Consider the following 15,877-nt stretch of genomic DNA (forward strand, 5'->3'; position numbering starts at 1 on the left):
ATCGCCGTGCTTGACAGCGGCGCATCGAGGCCGTTCGGAAGGCGCGACATGCGCCGGTTCCTGCTCCTCCTCCTCGCCCTGTTCGGCGCCTCGCTCTGGACGGTGCCCGCCGCCGCGGACGACATCGGCGCGACCGCGCGCGGTGTCGTCCGCGTCGTCACCATCGCGGTCGTCGATGGCCAGGTGGTCGGCTTCGGCCATGGCAGCGGCGTCGCGATCGCACCCAACCGCATCGTCACCAACGCGCACGTCATGGAGCTGGCGGAACGCTATCCCGACAATGTCGTGATCGGCGTGGTGCCGTCGGAAGGCGACAAGAGCTACCAGGGCCGCGTCGTCGCCTATGACGCCAAGCGCGACCTCGCATTGATCGAATTCGCCGGCGCGCGGCTGCCGACCGCGGCGCTCTATACGGGGCCGGTGAGCGAGGGCGATCCGGTGGTCGCGCTCGGCTATCCCGGCAACGTCGATCTCGCCACCGCGCAATCCGCCGCCGACTACATCCGCCCGACCTCGCCCGTGCGCTCGGAGGGCGTCTTCTCCGGTCGGCGCAGCCTGACCGGGATCGAGGTGCTGCTCCACACCGCCAGCATCGCCCGCGGCAATTCGGGCGGGCCGTTGCTCGATCGCTGCGGCCGGGTGATCGGCATCAATTCGGCGATCACCCGCGGCGAGGAGGGCGACGGCTCGTTCGGCTTCGCGATCGCGGATACCGAACTCTCCGCCTTCCTGCGCGAGGCGAAACAACCTTACGCCAGCGTCGGCACCGCTTGCACCTCGATCGAGGAACGGCTGCGCGACGACAGCGAGGCGGACGTGCGCGCCCGCGCCGATGCGCTGACCAGCCAGCGCGACGCCGCCACCCGCACCGCGATGGGCCGCGAGGAGGCGCTCGCCCGCGCCCGCGAGGCCGCGCAGACCCGGCGCGAGAACGTCATCGGCTTCGCCGGGCTGCTGCTCGTCGTCGGTGCGATGGGCGTCGGCGCGGCGGGGCTGTTCGCGGTGCAGGGGCAGCGGCGGCGCGTGCGCTGGGCGGCGAGCCTCGGCGGTTTCGTCATGATCGCCGCGATCGTCGTCTTCGTGCTGCGGCCCAGGAGCGAGCCCGCCCTTCCGTCGCCGCCCGCTGCGGTCAGCCAGATCGTGCCCAACGCCCCGCTCGGCAAGCTCACCTGCGTCTTCCAACCCGATCGCAGCCGCGTCACCGTCTCGCCGACCAGCGACGTCGCGCTGCAATGGGGGCGCAGCGGCTGCGGCGGCGGCGTCCAATATCTGCCGACCGGCGACCGCTGGGAACGCGTCGTGGTGCCCGATGGCGAGCAGACGGTGTCGATCGTCGCCTTCGATCCGCTCACCCGGCGCTACACCGACACCCGCTACATGCTGGGAGCGCAGGCGATGGCGCAGGCGCGCAAGCTGCAGCAGGGGCAGGGCGCCGCGCCGCGCTGCACCGTCGATCCCGCCGCGATCGAGCGCCTCGCCCAGCAGCAGGCGGCGATCCGCACCACGCTGCCGCCGCTGCCCAACGAGAAGCTCGTCTATAGTTGTCGGACGGGCTGACAAACGTATCCGGGCCGGTCTAGGCTGTGACCGGGCATGTTGGGGGGCATGATATGAGTCGGTGGAAATTCGCTGCGGCGCTGTTGGCGATGTGCTGCGCGCAACCCGCGGCGGCGGAATGGTTCGAGGCGACCTCGAAGCATTTCATCGTATACGCCAATGGCACTGCCGAGTCGGTGCGCAAACGCGCCGAGCGGCTCGAACAGTTCGACAGCCTGGTCCGTTACTATCAATCGATCCCCTCGCAGGAGGGCGACGGCTCGAACAAGGTGACCGTCTATGTCGTCGCCAACGACGCGGCGGTCCGGCGGCTGTTCGGCGCCGGCGGCAAGAACATCGCCGGCTTCTATCAGGGCCGCGCGAGCGGATCGGTCGCCTTCACCCCGGCGCAGGGCGGCGAGCCCGGCGACATCAACGCGCTCCAGCCGCAGATCGTGCTGTTCCACGAATATACCCATCATCTCATGCTGGGCAATATTTCGGTCGCGCTCCCGGCCTGGTATGCCGAGGGCTATCCCGAATTCCTCTCCACCGCGCGGTTCGAGAAGGACTTCGTCTGGCTCGGCGCGCCCGCGCAGCACCGCGCCTACGACCTGTTGCTCGGCACCGAGCTGACCGCCGAGCAGCTCTTCTCGCTCGATATGTCGAAGAAGATGCGCGATGCGAAGGTCGCCGCGCTCTATGCGCGCGGCTGGCTGCTCACCCATTATCTGATGATCGATCCCAAGCGGTCCGCGCAGCTCAATTCCTATCTGCTCGCGATCAACGACGGCAAGCCGGGGGTCGAGGCGGCGCGCGCGGCGTTCGGCGATCTCGATGCGCTTAATCGCGCGCTGTCGTCCTATCTCCACAAGTCGACGATGTCGGCCTACAAGATCCCGCTCACGCGGCTGACCACCCCGGTCGTCGCCATCCGGCCGCTGTCGGCGGGCGAGCGCGAGATGATCACGCTGCGCATGCGCTCCGACCGCGGCGTCAACCGCGAAACCGCGCAGCCGATCCTAGCCGAAGCGTTGCCGATCGCCGACCGCTATCCCAAGGATGCGATGGTGCAGGGCTGGTTCGCCGAAATGGCGCTCGACGCCGGCCGCAACGACCTCGCCGATGCCGCCGCCGACCGCGCGCTGGCGATCGATCCCAAATCGTCGCAGGCCCTGGTCTACAAGGCGCAGGTGCATCTGCGCCGGGCACGCGACGCGAAGGTGACCGATCCGCTCGTCTGGCGCGAGGCGCGCGGCTGGCTGCTCCGGGCCAACAAGCTCGACACCAACGACGCTTATGCGCTGATGCTCTTCTATTCGAGCTTCGGCATGGCGGGCACGCCGGCCACCGACAACGCCAAGGCCGCGCTGCGCCGCGCGCACGAACTGGTGCCGCAGGACGAAGGTCTCGCCTACGCTTATGCGACGCAGATGCTGATCGACGACAAGCGCGACGAGGCACGCGCGGCGCTGCGTCCGCTCGCCTATTCGGCGCACAGCAATCCCGACAATGCCGCCGCCAAGCTCATCGCCGCGCTCGCGACGGGCAAGACCGGCCCGCAGGCGCTCGCCTCGCTCGGCGGCGACGCGGCCAGGGTGACGATCGAGGATTAGGCCGGCCGACATTCATCGGCGCCCGCGACGTCAGGTCCGTCACCCCGGACTTGATCCGGGGTCCCGCTACGTCCTTCACGCTGGCCATCGGGAAGAAGCGGGACCCCGGGTCAAGCCCGGGGTGACGAAAGGGAGAAGGTGTCGCGCAGAGGCGCAGAGGACGCGGAGGTCTACCGCTCGAGGTGGCGTGGCCCTGTCATCGCAATAGCTGGTAGGAAAGCGCCGTGGATGCGGCGAGCGCGACACCTCTGTGTCCTCTGCGCCTCTGCGCCTCTGCGCGAACATAAAACGTCTTCTACGCAGGCGCTTTCCGGAAAGACCGTCGGTTCACCCAAAGCATCCCGCTCACCCGCCCTCCCGCGCCAGCAGCGTGCGCTTGCGCTCGACGCCATAGGCATAGCCGCCGAGCCCGCCGTCGCTGCGGGTGACGCGGTGGCAGGGGACGACGACCGCGATCGGGTTGCTGCCGCAGGCGGTGCCCACCGCGCGTACCGCACCCGGCTGGCCGGCGGCGGCGGCGAGCTGGGCGTAGCTGCGCGTTTCGCCCGCCGGGATCGTCTTGAGCGCCTGCCACACCGCCTCCTGAAATGCGGTGCCACGCACGTCGAGTGGCAGCGCGGTGTCGCGGCCGGGCGCCTCGACCAGCGCCACCACCGCCGCGGCGAGCGCCGCCAGCGCATCGTCGCCCGGCGCGATCTCCGCCCGCGGGAAGCGCGCCGCGAGCGCCGTCGCATCCTCGTCGAACGCCACCCGGCATAGGCCCCTGTCGGTCGCCGCGACCAGCAGCGGCCCCAGCGTCGTCGCCGCCTGCGTCCAGCGGATCGTCACCCCCGCGCCGCCGCGCGCCCAGGCGCTCGGCGCCATCCCCAGCCGCTTGGCGCCGTCGGCATAGAAGCGGCTCGCCGCGCCGTAACCGGCGTCGTAGATCGCGTCGGTGACGCGCCCCTCGCGCTGCAGGGCGTCCGCCGCCCGCCCGGCGCGCAGCGCGCGGGCATAGCCCGCCGGGCTGACCCCGGTCGCGCGGGTGAACAGGCGCTGGAAATGATGCGGCGCATAGCCGACCGCGGCGGCCAGCGCGGCGAGCCCGATCGGCGCCTCCGCCGCGGCGATCAGCGCGATCGCTTCGGCCACCGCCCGGCTGTCGCGCGCGACGTCGTCGGGTTTGCAGCGCAGGCAGGCGCGATAGCCCGCCGCGCGTGCCGCCGCGCCGTCGGGAAGGAAGGACACGTTCTCCCGCCGCGGATGCCGCGCCGGGCAGCTCGGCTTGCAATAGATGCCCGTGCTCCGCACCGCCGCGACGAAGGCGCCGTCCTGCGCCCGGTCGCGGCGTGCGAAGGCGGCCCAGGCCGCATCCTGATCGATGATCGTCATGCCACCGCGATAGCCGATATCGCGCGCCGCCCCATCCTGCCGCTTGCGCTCAAAACCCGCTGCCCGTCAGCGGTGGCCGCCGCCGCATCGACGCGACGTCCTGCGCCCCTGCCGCGAGCGCGGCGACGCGCGCCAGTCCCTTGCTGATCTCGCCGCCGGCAGCCGGCGCGAACAGCCGCGCGCGCGCATACCGGTCGGCCGCCTCGCGATATCGCCCCGCCGCTTCCGCGCAGAGCGCCAGATTGAACGTCGTCGCGCCATGGTCGGGCGCCATCCGGTCGACGTCGGCGAAGGCGGCGCAGGCGGCGGCGGGATCGTGCTTGGTCAGCCGCACCGCCTGTTTGAAGCGCGCCGCAGCGTCGGGCGGCAGGCCGTCGCGCGTCTCGATCACGCGAATCGTGTAATCCTCGGCATGCGGGGCGAGATCGTGCTGCACCTCGGCGGCGACCGATTCGATCATGCCGCTCACCACACCCTCGGCGCTGGTCGCGACGCCGCCGTCCTCGCACCAGTCCGCGCGGTCGTCGCGCGTCTTGGTGGTCGAATAGGGCAGCGCGCCGGTCCGTCGCCGCACCTCCAGATCGGCGCGCAACGCGATCGTGCGGCGGACGCAGGCGACGCTGTAGCGTTCCTTGCGGACGCATTTGCCGTCCTTCTTCTCGGCGCACCGCTCGCGCCCCTCGCGATAGTCGCTGCTCGCGACCTGCACGCCGGTGCGCCCGGTGAGCATCCCGTCGGGGCGCAGCGCCGGCGGGATCAGCCGCACGTGCGGCAACCCGTCCGTACCCAGCTTCGCCAGCCGCCGCTCGACCGCATCGGCAAGCTCCGCGCCGTCCGGCCCGGCGAACGGCCCGACGCCGATCGTCGGCAACAGGCTCGCCTCGCGCGCTTGCGCCGCGAAAACGCCCTCAACGCGCAACGTCTCGGCGGCCGCGGGCAGGGCGAACATCGCTCCGATCGCCACCGCCGCCCACCACCGCTTCATCGTGTCTCCATCTGCCGGGAGCGGACATAGCTGCACGATCCTGAACGAAAGCTACCAAATCCTCCCCCGCCAGGGGGAGGGGGACCGCTCGGCGCTAGCCGAGTGGTGGAGGGGGAGGTAAGGGCGGGAGCCCAATCATAAAGCTCCCACCCTTACCTCCCCCTCCGTCAGCGCTTCGCGCTGCCACCTCCCCCTGGCGGGGGAGGAATTGGCTTGCACACATCTCTGCCCTCGCGTCCCTCCCCCTTGCGGGGGAGGAATTTGGCCGCCTCAAACCCCCGCCCGCACACCACTTTGCATCCCCCGTACTTGCACTAACCGCCCCCTCATGCTAGCCGCCCGCCACCCATAGCAGGTGTGCATCGCGCGCCCTCTTCCCCATGGGCCAACATTCGGCACGAGGACTTCAGCTCCGTGGAGACATCCATCGGTACTTCTGGCGGCGGTATTCAGGCGAGCTTGGGTGGGCGCTACGCGATCGCCCTCTTCGATCTCGCGCGCGATGCCAAGACGATCGACACCGTCGAATCCAGCCTCGCCAATGTGCGCGACGCGCTGAACGAAAGCGACGATTTCCGCGCGCTCACCGTCAGCCCGCTGGTCGCCCGCGGCGCCGCGGTGAAGGCGGTGCTCGCCACCGCCGATGCGCTCGGCGTCGACGCCACCACCAAGAATTTCCTCGGCGTCCTCGCCGAGAACCGCCGCCTCGGCCAGCTGCCCGCGATCATCCGCGCCTTCCGCCAGCTCGCCGCACGCCACCGTGGCGAGATCGCCGCGGAGGTGACCAGCGCGCATCCGCTGAACGACGAGCAGGTCGTCGAGCTCAAGCAGCAGCTCCGCCAGCGCGTCGGCCGCGACGTCTCCGTCGACCTGTCGGTCGACCCCGAACTGCTCGGCGGCCTGGTCGTCCGCATCGGTTCACAGATGATCGATTCGTCGATCCGCACCCGTCTCAATACTCTCGCGCACGCGATGAAGGGCTAACTCACGATGGATATCCGCGCCGCAGAAATCTCCAAGGTCATCAAGGACCAGATCAGCAACTTCGGCACCGAAGCGCAGGTCACCGAAACCGGTCAGGTGCTGTCGGTCGGCGACGGCATCGCGCGCATCTACGGTCTCGACAACGTCCAGGCGGGCGAGATGGTCGAATTCGCCAACGGCGTGCAGGGCATGGCGCTCAACCTCGAGGCCGATAACGTCGGCGTCGTGATCTTCGGCTCGGACTCGGAGATCCGCGAGGGCGATATCGTCAAGCGCACCGGCACGATCGTCGACGTTCCCGTCGGCAAGGGCCTGCTCGGCCGCGTCGTCGATGGCCTTGGCAACCCGATCGACGGCAAGGGCCCGATCGTCGCCGAGAAGCGCAGCCGCGTCGAGGTCAAGGCACCGGGCATCATCCCGCGCCAGTCGGTCAGCGAGCCGATGCAGTCGGGCCTCAAGGCGATCGACGCGCTCGTCCCCGTCGGCCGCGGCCAGCGCGAGCTGATCATCGGCGATCGCCAGACCGGCAAGTCGGCGGTCGCGATCGACACCTTCATCAACCAGAAGACGATCAACCAGTCGTCGGACGAATCGAAGAAGCTGTATTGCGTCTATGTCGCGGTCGGCCAGAAGCGCTCGACCGTCGCGCAGCTCGTCAAGACGCTCGAAGAGAATGGCGCGATGGACTATTCCATCGTCGTCGCCGCGACCGCGTCGGAGCCCGCACCGCTCCAGTTCCTCGCGCCCTATACCGGCACCGCGATGGGCGAGTATTTCCGTGACAACGGCATGCACGCGCTGATCGTGTTCGACGATCTGTCGAAGCAGGCGGTCGCCTATCGCCAGATGTCGCTGCTGCTGCGCCGTCCGCCGGGCCGCGAAGCCTATCCGGGCGACGTCTTCTATCTGCACAGCCGCCTGCTCGAGCGCGCCGCCAAGATGTCGGACGCCAACGGCGGCGGTTCGCTCACCGCGCTGCCGATCATCGAGACGCAGGCGGGCGACGTGTCGGCCTATATCCCGACCAACGTGATTTCGATCACCGACGGCCAGATATTCCTCGAAACCGACCTGTTCTTCGCCGGCATCCGCCCCGCGATCAACGTCGGCCTGTCGGTCAGCCGCGTCGGCTCGGCCGCGCAGACGAAGGCGATGAAGAAGGTGTCGGGCTCGATCAAGCTCGAGCTCGCGCAGTATCGCGAGATGGCGGCGTTCGCGCAGTTCGGTTCGGACCTCGACGCCTCGACGCAGCGCCTGCTCAACCGCGGCGCGCGCCTCACCGAGCTGCTCAAGCAGGCGCAGTTCTCGCCGATGCCCTTCGAGGAGCAGACCGCGTCGATCTTCGCCGGCACGCAGGGCTATCTCGACAAGGTCGCGGTGACCGACGTCGTCCGCTACGAGCAGGCGATGCTGCAGGACCTGCGCGCCAACCACGCCGGCGTCCTCACCAAGATCCGCGAGACGCGCGATCTTGGCGACGAGGCCAAGTCGGGGCTGAAGGCCGCGCTCGACCAGTTCGCGAAGACCTTCGCGTAAAGCCAACCACGTCACCCCGGCCTCGAGCCGGGGTCCCGCTGCTCTCCCGACGATGCAGGAAGAAGCGGGATGCCGGATCAAGTCCGGCATGACGGCAAGAGGACAATAGATGGCAAGCCTGAAGGCCCTCAAGATCCGGATCAACTCGGTCAAATCGACCCAGAAGATCACCAAGGCGATGAAGATGGTCGCCGCCGCCAAGCTGCGCCGCGCGCAGGAGGCGGCGCAGGCCGGCCGTCCCTATGCGGAGCGGCTGGAGGCGGTCGTCTCCAGCCTGTCGCGCCAGCTCGCCGGCGGGGCGACCGTGTCGCCGCTGCTGTCGGGCACCGGCAAGGACCAGGTGCATCTGCTCGTCGTCGCGACGTCGGAGCGCGGTCTGGCCGGTGCGTTCAACACCAACATCGTCCGCGCCGCCCGCCGCAAGGCGGAGGAGCTGGAGGCGCAGGGCAAGACCGTCCGCTTCTATCTCGCCGGTAAGAAGGGGCGGGTGCTCAAGCGCTTCTATCCCAAGGCGATCCTCGCCGATCACGAGCTGGGCGGCCACAAGACGCTCGGCTTCCAGCAGGCCCGCGAAGTCGCCGACGACCTGCTCGCGCGCTATGCCGCGGGCGAGTTCGACGTCGCGCATCTGTTCTACGCCAAGTTCGTCTCGGCGCTGGTCCAGCTTCCCGTCGGCCGCCAGATCATCCCGGTCGCGGTCGACGAGGCCAAGACGGATGCGGCGGCAACGCCGGTCACGTCGGCGGGCGCCGTGGTGGAATACGAACCCGACGAGGAACAGATCCTCGCCGACCTGCTGCCGCGCAACGTCGCGATCCAGGTGTTCCGCGCGATGCTCGAAAACGCCGCATCCGAACAGGGCAGCCGCATGAACGCGATGGACAATGCCACCCGCAATGCGGGCGACATGATCAATCGCCTGTCGATCCAGTATAACCGCACGCGTCAGGCCGCGATCACGACCGAGCTGGTCGAGATCATCTCCGGCGCCGAAGCGCTCTAACGAATCCGAAGCAGGAAGAACCGCCATGGCAACCGCCGCAGACGACATCCGCCCGACCCAGTCGACGGGCAGCAGCAACACCACCGGCACGATCGCCCAGGTCATCGGCGCCGTCGTCGACGTCCACTTCCCGGACAATCTGCCGGCGATCCTCTCGGCGCTCGAGACCGACAACAACGGCAACAAGCTGGTGCTCGAAGTCGCGCAGCATCTCGGCGAGAACACCGTCCGCACGATCGCGATGGACGCGACCGAGGGCCTGACCCGCGGCCAGACCGTCCGCGACACCGGCGCGCAGATCAGCGTTCCCGTCGGCCCGGCGACGCTCGGCCGCATCATGAACGTCATCGGCGAGCCGATCGACGAGCGCGGCCCGGTGCAGACCGATTTGCGCGCGCCGATCCATGCCGAGGCGCCGCTGTTCGTCGACCAGTCGACCGAGAACGCCATCCTCGTCACCGGCATCAAGGTCATCGACCTGCTCGCTCCTTACGCCAAGGGCGGCAAGATCGGCCTGTTCGGCGGCGCCGGTGTCGGCAAGACCGTGCTGATCCAGGAACTCATCAACAACATCGCCAAGGGCCACGGCGGCACCTCGGTGTTCGCCGGCGTCGGCGAGCGCACCCGCGAGGGCAACGACCTCTATCACGAATTCCTCGACGCGGGCGTCATCGCCAAGGATGCCGAGGGCAATCCGACCAGCGAGGGGTCGAAGGTCGCCTTGGTGTTCGGCCAGATGAACGAGCCGCCGGGCGCCCGCGCCCGCGTCGCGCTGTCGGGCCTGACCATCGCGGAATATTTCCGCGATCAGGAAGGGCAGGACGTGTTGTTCTTCGTCGACAACATCTTCCGCTTCACTCAGGCGGGCGCGGAAGTGTCGGCGCTGCTCGGTCGCATCCCGTCGGCGGTGGGCTATCAGCCGACGCTGTCGACCGACATGGGCGCGCTGCAGGAGCGCATCACCTCGACCAACAAGGGTTCGATCACCTCGGTGCAGGCGGTCTACGTCCCCGCGGACGATCTCACCGACCCGGCCCCGGCGACCTCGTTCGCCCATCTGGATGCGACGACCGTGCTCAACCGCGCGATCTCCGAACTCGGCATCTATCCGGCGGTCGATCCGCTCGATTCGACCAGCCGCGTGCTCGAACCGCGCGTCGTCGGCCAGGAGCATTACGACACCGCCCGCGCCGTCCAGTCGCTGCTCCAGCGCTACAAGTCGTTGCAGGACATCATCGCCATCCTCGGCATGGACGAATTGTCCGAAGAGGATAAGCTGACGGTGACGCGCGCGCGCAAGATCCAGAAGTTCCTCAGCCAGCCGTTCCACGTCGCCGAGGTCTTCACCGGCATCAGCGGCAAGTTCGTGCAGATCGAGGATACGGTCCGCTCGTTCAAGGCGGTGGTCGACGGCGAATACGACCATCTGCCCGAGGCGGCCTTCTACATGGTCGGCGGCATCGACGAAGTCGTCGCCAAGGCCGAGAAGCTCGCGCAGGAAGCGTAACCCTATCAAAGCCCCTCTCCTTCAGGGGAGGGGTTGGGGTGGGGCCTGTCCGTAGACGCGAGTCTCGATGAGACATCCCCCACCCCCAAACCCCTCCCCCGAAGGGGAGGGGCTTAGGAACACAAGACATGCTCCACTTCGAACTCGTCACGCCCGAAAAGCTGGTCCGCTCCGAGGACGTCTATATGGTCGTGGTGCCGGGCACCGAGGGCGACTTCGGCGTGCTCGAAGGCCATGCGCCGCTGATGTCCACCGTCCGCGACGGCGCGCTGTCGGTCTATCGTACCGAGGGTGGCCAGCCCGAGACGATCGCGATCCAGGGCGGCTTCGCCGAGGTCAACGCCAAAGGGCTGACCGTGCTGGCCGAAAAGGCTGCCTGACGCGCACGCGCCGGCAAGTCGCTGACCTGCCGGTCGAATCCCGACGCGCTGTCCTACACGTCGCGCCACTGCTAGGGGAGGAGCCGTACACCCGGCTCCTCCCCATCCGTGCAGAAACGGAAACGATCGGGAGGCGATCGTTTCCATTAAGGTGTCCAACTTGTCCATGTTGGCGCGGCGACCTCGGCGCATGAGGGCATGATCGCTCGAGCCCGGGCCCTCACGCCTTGAACAGCGACGGCCCCTTCTTCACCACCGTCACGCCCGCCGCATCGGTCACCGCAAAGGTGAAGCCCGGCAGCAGGCAGAAGGCGCCGACCTCGCCCTTCGGCGACAGCGCCAGGAAGCCGACCTGCGTGCCCTTGATGGCATCGCCGCGCAGCGTGGCGATATGGCGGACCACCTCCTCGCACGCCGCCTGCGGCGACAGGCCGGCGCGCATCGACGCCACCACGCGCGCGCTGCCCGAGACCCGCGTCACTTCCTCGCCGAGCCCGGTCGAGGTCGCCGCGCCGACCCCCGCCTCGACATAGAGGCCCGCGCCGACCTGCGGCGAATCGCCGACGCGCCCGCGCATCTTGAACGCCATGCCGGAGGTCGTGCACGCCCCCGCCATCCGCCCGTCCGCCGTCCGCGCCAGCAGACCGATCGTATCGTGGTCGAGCGCACCGCCGCGGGGGCGGCGGTTCTCGATATTGGCCTCCGGTCTGTATTGCGAGGTCTTGAGCCAGTCGCGCCACGCCTTCTCCGCCTCGGGGGTGAGCAGATCGACCTTGGGGAAGCCCTGGTCGCGCGCGAAGCGCGTCGCGCCCTCGCCGACGATGAAGGTGTGTGGCGTCTTCTCCATCACCCGTCGCGCCACCGAGATGGCGTGGACCGTGTCCTCCAGCGCCGCCACCGCGCCGACGCCGCCGCGATCGTCCATGATGACCGCATCGAGCGTGACGTGGCCGTCGCGATCGGGATAGCCGCTATAGCCGACCGAATGGTTGTTCGGGTCCGCCTCGGGCACCATGCCGCCCGCCTCGACCGCGTCGATCAGCGTGCCGCCCGCCTTCAGCCGCGCGAAGGCGGCGTCGTTCGCCGCGGCGCCGAAATCCCAGGTCGAGACGATCATCGCGCCGCTGCCCGCCGGCGCCGCGCCGGCGAGCGATGCCACACCGGCGGTCGCCGCCGCCCCACCGAGAAATCCGCGCCGTGTCGTCATTCGCCACACCCCTGTTGGACCTGTATTGGTCTGCTAGAGGAAGTTATACGGATCGACGTCCACCGTCACGCGCGCTTTCGCCGGCCAGTCGAGCGCGCCGAGCCAATCGCGGATCACGTCCTGCACGTCGAGTGCGCGGCGGGCATGGACGAGCAGGCGGTAGCGATGCCGCCCGCGCAGCATCGCCAGCGGCGCGGGGGCGGGGCCATAGACCGCCATCCCCTCGACCTGCGGCGCCGAGCGCGCGACCAGCCGCGCGATCTCGTTGGCGCAGGCCTGTTCCTCCGACGAGACGACGATCGCGGCATAGCGGCCGAACGGCGGCGCCCCGGCGTCGCGGCGCGCCTCGGTCTCCGCCTCGTAGAAGGCGTCCGCGTCGCCGGTGATCAGCGCCTGCATCACCTGCGCCTTGGGGCTGTGCGTCTGGATGAACACATGGCCGGGCTTGGCGCCGCGCCCGGCGCGCCCCGACACCTGCCGGATCTGCTGGAAGGTACGCTCGGCGGCGCGCAGGTCGCCGCCCTCCAGCCCCAGGTCGGCATCGACCACGCCGACCAACGTCAGATTGGGGAAGTGATAGCCCTTGGTGACCAATTGCGTGCCGACGACGATATCGATGTCGCCCGCCTCCATCCGCCCGACGAACTCCGCCGCCTTGGCCGGCGACCAGATCGTGTCGGAGGTGACGACCGCGGTCTTCGCCTCGGGGAACAGCGCGGTGACCTCGTCGGCGATCCGCTCGACGCCGGGGCCGCAGGCGACGAGGCTGTCCTCCTCCTTGCACTCGGGGCAGGCGCGCGGCGTCGGCAGGACATGGCCGCAATGATGGCAGGCGAGCCGCCGCGTCAGCCGATGCTCGACCATCCAGGCGGTGCAATTGGGGCATTGGAAGCGATGCCCGCAGGTGCGGCACAGCGTCAGCGGCGCATAGCCGCGGCGGTTGAGGAACAGCAGCGACTGTTCCCCCTTGGCGAGCGTCTCCTCCAGCGCGGCGACGAGCTTGGGCGCGAGCCAGCGGCCGCGCTCGGGCGGCTGCTGGATCAGGTCGATCGCCTCGATCGTCGGCATCTCCGCGGCGCCGTAGCGGCCGGGCAGCTTGAGTTCGGCATAGCGGCCGAGCGCGACCTGCTGGCGCGTCTCGATCGCCGGGGTCGCGCTGGCGAGGATCACCGGGCAGCCTTCGAACTTGCCGCGCATCACCGCGACGTCGCGCGCGTGGTAATGGACGCCCTCTTCCTGCTTGAAGCTCGTCTCATGCGCCTCGTCGACGACGATCAGGCCGAGGTTGCGATAGGGCAGGAACAGCGCCGAGCGCGCGCCGACCGTCACCAGCGCCTCGCCCGTCGCGATCGCCCGCCACGCGCGGCGCCGCTGCGTCGAGCGCAGCCCGGAATGCCACGCCACCGGCTCGCAGCCGAAGCGGTCGTGGAAGCGCTTGAGGAACGGCTCGGTCAGCGCGATCTCGGGCAGCAGGACGAGGCATTGCCGGCCCTGCCGGATCGCCTCGGCGACCGCCTCGAAATAGACCTCGGTCTTGCCCGAGCCGGTGACGCCGTCGAGCAAAGTGGGGCGGAAGTCATGCGCGGCGACGCCCGCGACCAGCGTCGCGGCGGCGGCCTGTTGTTCGCCGGCCAGCGCCGGCGGGCCGAAATCGGGATCGGGATGCGGATAGGGGCTGTCGATCGCCACCTCGACCGCCTCGATCGCACCGGTCTTGACGAGCCCGCGGATCACCGCGTCGGAGACGTCGGCCATCGTCGCCAGCTCGCGGATCAGGCCCTGGCGGTCGCCGATCCGCTCCAGCGCCTGTTCGCGCTGCGGGGTGAGGCGCGGCGGGACGTGACCGGTGACGCGATATTCGGTCGCGGTCCGCTTGCCCTCCAGCGCCGAGGTCGAGGCGAGCGCCATCCGCACCACCGCGGCGGGCGGCGCGAGATAATAATCCGCTGTCCACTCCACCAGCCGGCGCAGCGGCGCGGCGAGCGGCGGCACGTCGACCGTGCCGAGCAGCGGTCGCAACCGGTTGTCGCCGACCTCCGTATCCGAGGGCAGCCGCTCGGGCTCCCAGACAACGCCGAGCAATTGGCGCGGCCCCAGGGGCGCGATGACGACCGACCCGGGCTCGACCGCCATGCCCGCCGGCACGCGATAATCGAGCGGGCCGAGCGCGGAGTTGAGGACGAGGACGCGGGCACGCGAGGACATGGCCGAGCCCATATGGGGGCTCGGCGACTCGTCGGAAAGCGTTAAGCGGCCTTGCGGACGTTCGCGCGCTGCGCCTGGCCGACGCGGGCGCGTTTCGCCGCATAGAGGACGACGTCGGCGCGGCGGGCGAAATCGCGCAGCGAGTGGCAATCGGCGTCGAACAGCGCGAGCCCGACCGATCCGGCGCTGGTCATCGTGATGCCGCCGCTCTCGACCGGGATGTGCAACGCCGCCTCGAGCCGGTCGCGCAGCCGATCGGGATCGGCGATCATCGCCGGATCGGTGATCACCACCGCGAATTCGTCGCCGCCGATCCGCGCGGTGAAGCAGTCTCGCAGCCACGGTTCGGTCAGCGCCGCACCGGTCAGCCGCAGCACGTCGTCGCCGACGCCATGGCCGAGCGCGTCGTTGATGTCCTTGAAGCCGTCGAGATCGATCAGCGCCAGCATCAACGGCGATCCGTCGACCCGCGCCCGCCGCATCGCATGATCCAATTCACGGTCGAACGCGGCGCGATTGGGAATGCCGGTCAGCGCGTCGGTATCGGCGGAGTGGCGCAGCCGCGTCTCCAGCTCGTGCTGCCCGGTGATGTCCTGGAACACGCCGACCAGCGCCTGGACGATGCCGTCGCATGCCTCGACCTCGGCGGCGGCGCGGACCCGGCGGCGGTGGCCGTCGGCGGTGATCAGGTCGGTGTCGAATTCGAACGGCTCGCCCGTCTCCAGCGTCCGGCGGATCGTGTCGGCGACCATCATGCGGGCGTGCGGCGGGTAGAAATCGAGCGCGTTGTCGAGCGGCGGGACCGCACCGACCGGCAGGCCGTGGATGCGGAACACGTTCTCCGACCATTCCAGCGCCGAATCGGCGACCGACATGCGCCACGACCCGATCATCGCGATCCGCTCCGCCTGGCGGAAGATGCGCTCCTTGCGCGCCAGCCGGCGGACCAGCTCCTCGCCGGTGGTGGCGATGCGGATCGCCTCGATCGCGGTGCGCCGCGCCGCGATCAGCGCCTCGGCGAGGCTGGCGAGGTGCTGCAAGGCGGCATGGCCGGCGGCGTTGAGCGAACGCGGGCTGGTGTCGAGGACGCAGAGCGTGCCGATCGGCTGGCGGACGCCGGCGCCGTCGGCGACGTGGATCGCGGTCCCGGCATAGAATCGCATGCCGGCGTCGGTGACCAGCGGAAAGCTGTCGAACCGCGTATCCTGGGTGAGATCGTCGACGATCAGCGGCCGGTCCTGCCGGATCGTGCGATCGCAGAAGGCGACGTCGCGATCGAGCTCGCGCGCGCCGGGCACCGTGCTCGCCTTGATCCACAGCCGTTTTTGGTCGATCAGCGTGAGCAGCGCGATCGGGCAGCCGAGCAGCTCCGCCGCCAGTGCGACGAGCGCGTCGAATTCCTTCTCGGGTTCGCTGTCGAGCAGCGCCAGCGCATGCAACGCGGCGAGCCGGCCGGTTTCGTCATAGGAGGGATGGGATGACGACGGATGATCATTCATGGCCGCTATGGTGTTGTCCCAAAACAGTTAAAATGTTCTTCTTGACCC

12 protein-coding genes are annotated in these 15,877 nt (G+C 69.5%); 7 read left to right on the forward strand and 5 right to left on the reverse strand.

The window, feature by feature from the left end:
• Positions 1-48: 48 nt before the first annotated feature.
• Entirely contained in the window at positions 49-1,557 is a 1,509-nt protein-coding gene (locus ACLBWH_RS07080; protein WP_447797799.1) for a S1C family serine protease, read from the forward strand.
• A 53-nt stretch (positions 1,558-1,610) separates the two neighbouring features.
• The gene (locus tag ACLBWH_RS07085) at positions 1,611-3,152 is read left to right on the forward strand and encodes a hypothetical protein (RefSeq protein ID WP_447797801.1); all 1,542 of its coding nucleotides are present in this window, start codon (positions 1,611-1,613) and stop codon (positions 3,150-3,152) included.
• Positions 3,153-3,497: 345 nt separating this feature from the next.
• Here the strand turns inward: ACLBWH_RS07085 and ada are convergent, their stop codons facing one another.
• Positions 3,498-4,523 carry a bifunctional DNA-binding transcriptional regulator/O6-methylguanine-DNA methyltransferase Ada gene (ada, locus tag ACLBWH_RS07090; RefSeq protein WP_447797803.1) on the reverse strand — a complete coding sequence of 342 codons (1,026 nt, stop codon included), beginning with the start codon at positions 4,521-4,523 and terminating at the stop codon, positions 3,498-3,500.
• Between the two features lie 49 nt (positions 4,524-4,572).
• Positions 4,573-5,508: a hypothetical protein gene (locus ACLBWH_RS07095; protein ID WP_447797805.1), complete on the reverse strand. Its 936-nt coding sequence runs from the start codon at positions 5,506-5,508 to the stop codon at positions 4,573-4,575.
• Between the two features lie 414 nt (positions 5,509-5,922).
• On the opposite strand from ACLBWH_RS07095, the gene ACLBWH_RS07100 reads away from it, so the two are divergent.
• From ACLBWH_RS07100 to ACLBWH_RS07120, 5 genes are all read left to right on the forward strand, one after another.
• Positions 5,923-6,492 (forward strand): F0F1 ATP synthase subunit delta, encoded by a 570-nt coding sequence (locus ACLBWH_RS07100; RefSeq protein WP_447797807.1) that lies wholly within the window; start codon positions 5,923-5,925, stop codon positions 6,490-6,492.
• A 6-nt stretch (positions 6,493-6,498) separates the two neighbouring features.
• Entirely contained in the window at positions 6,499-8,028 is a 1,530-nt protein-coding gene (atpA, locus tag ACLBWH_RS07105) for a F0F1 ATP synthase subunit alpha (RefSeq protein WP_322848714.1), read from the forward strand.
• Positions 8,029-8,137: 109 nt separating this feature from the next.
• Positions 8,138-9,031, forward strand: coding sequence for a F0F1 ATP synthase subunit gamma (locus ACLBWH_RS07110; RefSeq protein WP_447797809.1), 894 nt, complete (start codon positions 8,138-8,140; stop codon positions 9,029-9,031).
• Positions 9,032-9,056: 25 nt separating this feature from the next.
• Positions 9,057-10,538 (forward strand): F0F1 ATP synthase subunit beta, encoded by a 1,482-nt coding sequence (atpD, locus tag ACLBWH_RS07115; RefSeq protein ID WP_038662646.1) that lies wholly within the window; start codon positions 9,057-9,059, stop codon positions 10,536-10,538.
• Between the two features lie 128 nt (positions 10,539-10,666).
• Positions 10,667-10,918 carry an ATP synthase F1 subunit epsilon gene (locus ACLBWH_RS07120; RefSeq protein ID WP_447797811.1) on the forward strand — a complete coding sequence of 84 codons (252 nt, stop codon included), beginning with the start codon at positions 10,667-10,669 and terminating at the stop codon, positions 10,916-10,918.
• Between the two features lie 220 nt (positions 10,919-11,138).
• Here ACLBWH_RS07120 and ACLBWH_RS07125 read toward each other — a convergent pair whose 3' ends face one another.
• The 3 genes from ACLBWH_RS07125 to ACLBWH_RS07135 are packed head-to-tail and all read right to left on the reverse strand — an operon-like array spanning position 11,139 to position 15,829.
• Positions 11,139-12,125 (reverse strand): N(4)-(beta-N-acetylglucosaminyl)-L-asparaginase, encoded by a 987-nt coding sequence (locus ACLBWH_RS07125; protein WP_447797812.1) that lies wholly within the window; start codon positions 12,123-12,125, stop codon positions 11,139-11,141.
• Positions 12,126-12,158: 33 nt separating this feature from the next.
• Complete coding sequence (locus ACLBWH_RS07130) at positions 12,159-14,330, reverse strand: primosomal protein N' (RefSeq protein WP_447797813.1); 2,172 nt, start codon at positions 14,328-14,330, stop codon at positions 12,159-12,161.
• A 41-nt stretch (positions 14,331-14,371) separates the two neighbouring features.
• Complete coding sequence (locus ACLBWH_RS07135; protein WP_447797815.1) at positions 14,372-15,829, reverse strand: diguanylate cyclase domain-containing protein; 1,458 nt, start codon at positions 15,827-15,829, stop codon at positions 14,372-14,374.
• Positions 15,830-15,877: the final 48 nt, after the last annotated feature.

The sequence above is a fragment of the Sphingomonas sp. M6A6_1c genome (genome assembly GCF_053345135.1).

Excerpts from the sequence above, each read along its gene's own strand:
- ACLBWH_RS07080 (WP_447797799.1), top strand. The coding sequence starts at position 49 with ATGCGCCGGTTCCTGCTCCTCCTCCTCGCCCTGTTCGGCGCCTCGCTC.
- ACLBWH_RS07085 (WP_447797801.1), top strand. The coding sequence starts at position 1,611 with ATGAGTCGGTGGAAATTCGCTGCGGCGCTGTTGGCGATGTGCTGCGCG.
- ada (WP_447797803.1), bottom strand. The coding sequence starts at position 4,523 with ATGACGATCATCGATCAGGATGCGGCCTGGGCCGCCTTCGCACGCCGC.
- ACLBWH_RS07095 (WP_447797805.1), bottom strand. The coding sequence starts at position 5,508 with ATGAAGCGGTGGTGGGCGGCGGTGGCGATCGGAGCGATGTTCGCCCTG.
- atpA (WP_322848714.1), top strand. The coding sequence starts at position 6,499 with ATGGATATCCGCGCCGCAGAAATCTCCAAGGTCATCAAGGACCAGATC.
- ACLBWH_RS07110 (WP_447797809.1), top strand. The coding sequence starts at position 8,138 with ATGGCAAGCCTGAAGGCCCTCAAGATCCGGATCAACTCGGTCAAATCG.
- atpD (WP_038662646.1), top strand. The coding sequence starts at position 9,057 with ATGGCAACCGCCGCAGACGACATCCGCCCGACCCAGTCGACGGGCAGC.
- ACLBWH_RS07120 (WP_447797811.1), top strand. The coding sequence starts at position 10,667 with ATGCTCCACTTCGAACTCGTCACGCCCGAAAAGCTGGTCCGCTCCGAG.
- ACLBWH_RS07125 (WP_447797812.1), bottom strand. The coding sequence starts at position 12,125 with ATGACGACACGGCGCGGATTTCTCGGTGGGGCGGCGGCGACCGCCGGT.
- ACLBWH_RS07130 (WP_447797813.1), bottom strand. The coding sequence starts at position 14,330 with ATGTCCTCGCGTGCCCGCGTCCTCGTCCTCAACTCCGCGCTCGGCCCG.
- ACLBWH_RS07135 (WP_447797815.1), bottom strand. The coding sequence starts at position 15,829 with ATGAATGATCATCCGTCGTCATCCCATCCCTCCTATGACGAAACCGGC.